Annotated in this window: 3 protein-coding genes and 1 pseudogene; all 4 read left to right on the forward strand. The window is 43.9% G+C overall.

The features are described from left to right. Positions 1 to 105 (forward strand): annotated as a pseudogene (locus ACFINO_RS09385) (lytic transglycosylase); the annotation flags it as partial. A gap of 12 nt (positions 106 to 117) precedes the next feature. Next, positions 118 to 1,122: a phage tail protein gene (locus tag ACFINO_RS09390; protein ID WP_375638658.1), complete on the forward strand. Its 1,005-nt coding sequence runs from the start codon at positions 118 to 120 to the stop codon at positions 1,120 to 1,122. Between the two features lie 8 nt (positions 1,123 to 1,130). After that, positions 1,131 to 2,144: a phage tail protein gene (locus ACFINO_RS09395; protein WP_375638659.1), complete on the forward strand. Its 1,014-nt coding sequence runs from the start codon at positions 1,131 to 1,133 to the stop codon at positions 2,142 to 2,144. Positions 2,145 to 2,151: 7 nt separating this feature from the next. Then, positions 2,152 to 3,285, forward strand: a complete 1,134-nt coding sequence (locus ACFINO_RS09400; protein WP_375655539.1) for a phage tail protein — start codon at positions 2,152 to 2,154, stop codon at positions 3,283 to 3,285. Positions 3,286 to 3,312 lie beyond the last annotated feature (27 nt).

Here is a 3,312-nt window from a genome sequence, read left to right on the forward strand (position 1 = left end):
GCATCACAAGAAGAGGCTTCGGAAGAAGAAGAGAGTGATGATGATGATAATCCTTTGATGACGCAATTCATGCGGGCATTTTACGGACCATTTTACAGAAGCTAGGATTCACGAGAAATGTCAACGATTTATGATTGGTCGCTTAGAGCGTCGGATAATACGCGCGTGGATAATTTGATTGATTGGTCCGAAGGACAGCATCCTAGCAGTGTGAACACAAGCGCCCGTGTGATGATGCAGCGCGTAAAGGAATACTTGTCAGACACGGGTGGAGAGCTTGAAGGCATTGTTACAAATGATCATGTCCAACAAACGAGTGTGATAAGACTTCAAAGCCAATCGCAATTTTTAGAGTATAAGAATGGTATCGTTTTGCGCTTTATGGCTATGGGTAAGAATGTTGGAGCGACCACGATTGTCTTAAATGCTTTAGATGGCAAGCCGGTTTATAAAGCAACAGAAACGGGTTTATCGCTTTTATCAGGGGGGGAAATCCAACAAGGGTGCATTTATACATTGTTTTATAATGGAGATCATTGGCATCTTGTTAATCCTACCCCACTCCCTTTAGAAGAAGAAGAAAGCAATCTTTATCCCACGGGTTTTATAGGAACGTTTGGAATGCGCGGGATTCCAAAGGATTGGTTAATTTGCGATGGGAAGGCTTATTTGCGTCGTGATTATGGTGATTTATTTGAGACGATAGGAACGGTTTGGGGAGAGGGTGATGGCGCCACGACATTTAATGTTCCCGATTTTCGAGGGATGTTTTTACGGGGGCTTGATGGAGGGCGCAATATTGATGAGGGGCGTTCTTTTGCAAGTGTGCAAACAGATTTAATTGAGTCGCATCAACATCAAGGACAGAGCCTTTCGATGTCTCATTTTACCAGCAACGAAAACTTTTGGGATGGGAATACGACAGATGTGTTGGGTTATCGTCTAGGCTTGTTTGGGGGGAGTTCTCTAGCGAATTTTATGGGCATAGAGCGTGAGAATTTAGGGGGCTACATTGTAAGTTCTCATACTCTTGATGAGAACCAAGAGGTTGTTTTGGAGAGCACTGGTGAAGGCGAGACGCGTCCAGTTAATGTGAGTGTTCTGTTTGCGATTAAGACATGAGGTGTAAGATGTCGACGATCTATGATTGGTCTTTAAATGCCTCCTTGAATGCCTATTGTGATGATTTGATTGATTGGTCAAAAGGACAACGTCCTAGTAGTCTGAATAATAGTGCTCGTGTGATGATGCAACGTGTGCGTGAGTATTTATCGGATACGAGTGGTGTGATTGAAAGCACTTTTACGGTTGATGCTGAACACCAGACGACGTTGATAAGACTTCAAAGCCAATCGCAATTTTTAGAGTATAAGAATGGGATATCAATTTATTTTAAAGCGAAGGGCAAGAATGTTGGGGAAACCGCAATTGCCTTGAATGATTTAGCCGCTAAACCTGTTTACAAGGCGACGGAATTAGGTCTCCGTGTTTTATCGGGAGGCGAGCTTCAAAGGGGGTGCATTTATAGCTTGGTTTATAGGGATCATGCTTGGCAAGTTTTAAATCCTACGCCTCTCTCTTTATCGCAAGAGCCGGTTATCCCTGTTTATCCACTAGGGACGATAGGGATTTTTGGGATGCAAGTTTTGCCAGATGGCTGGTTACCATGTGATGGGAAGGCTTATTTGCGTCGTGATTATCCTGCTCTTTATGAAGCGATAGGGATCAGGTGGGGAGGCGCTGATAGTTGGACGAAGTTTAATGTTCCCGATTTGCGTGGTGTTTTTTTACGAGGTGTTGATGATGACCGCGAGATAGACCGCTTTCGTTATCTTGGCACTTTACAAAATGACGCAATGAGAAAGCATGACCATGGGGGTCAATCCTTTACGATTTTGAATGATGAAAATCAGGAAGAGAGTTGGCATGGTGATATGACGATCATCTGGGGATATGTGTTGAATGACCAGCAAAGATTGAAGCTTGCTGAACGTTTGGGCGTGAGGGCAGAGGATATACGCGTGCACCATAAGCTCGCCTTTCCCCATTCCCACCTTCACATGCGTGATGTTGCATTGGCAAGTTCAGGTATAAGTGAGACGCGCCCGATTAATATGAGTGTTGTGTTTGGAATCAAGACGTGAGGTTTAGATGTCCACGATTTATGATTGGTCTTTAACAGCATCTGAGAATGGTGGTGCTGATGCTTTAATTAATTGGTCAGAGGGACAGCACCCTAACACGGTTAATAATAGCGCTCGTTTTATGATGCAAAGGATAAGTGAGTATTTATCGGATACGGGCGGCGTGCTTGAAGGGATTGTGACGGTTGATAATAACCAAAAGACGAGCGTGATAAGGCTTCTAAGTCAATCGGCATTTTTAGAGTATAAGAATGGCATATCGGTTTGTTTTAAAGCGAAGGGCAAGAATGTTGGGGCGACAACAATTGCTTTAAATAATTTAGCCGGTAAGCCCGTTTATAAGGCAACAGAAACCGGTTTATTAGCCTTATCGGGAGGAGAGATACAAGATGGCTGTCTTTATACGCTTGTGTATGATGAAGAGCTTACGGGTTGGCAAGTTCTCAACCCGACAAGGAGCAAAGTTTCTTCCTTAAAACGTTTACCTTCCGGTCTGATAGGACCGTTTGCAATGGAGCGCTTGCCAGATGGTTGGTTGCCATGTGATGGGAAGGCTTATTCGCGAAGAACGTATAGAGCCTTGTTTGAAGTAATAGGGACGACGTGGGGAGAAGGGGATGGCGCCACGACGTTTAATGTTCCCGATTTTCGGGGGCTATTTTTACGGGGACTTGATAATGAACGCAATTTAGACCCTTGGCGTTCTTTTGCAAGTATACAACCCTGTTCTTTAAAAGCGCATGAACATTTTATAGGTCCGGAGTCATCAGAAGGTCTTTCTTCTCGAAAAAAACGGGATGTTTCTTCTACTGAAGCGCCCGTGACAAGGCGAAAGAGAGCTATAGACGAAGAGTGTGTAGGTTTGAGTGGGGATGCTTTGGACAAGTGTAATCAAGAATTTGACCAAATAGCAGGAAGTCCACAGGTAGAGACTCCCTTTTGGTTTACAGAAAAAGACAAGCCGCCACGTTTACCTTGGTTTATCAGGAGCCCCTTTGCTAATTTTTTATATTATTCAACGCCTATAACAGAAGGTCTGAATGACAGAGAGCATCATGAACATCATCTCATGGCAGAGAGGGTTGGTGGTATTGAAACGCGCCCCGTTAATGTGAGTGTAATTTATGGGATCAAGACATGAGGAGTTGAAATGTCATTAAAACCGTTT

The sequence above is a fragment of the Bartonella sp. AA83SXKL genome (genome assembly GCF_042196965.1).
Classification (GTDB): Bacteria; Pseudomonadota; Alphaproteobacteria; order Rhizobiales; family Rhizobiaceae; genus Bartonella.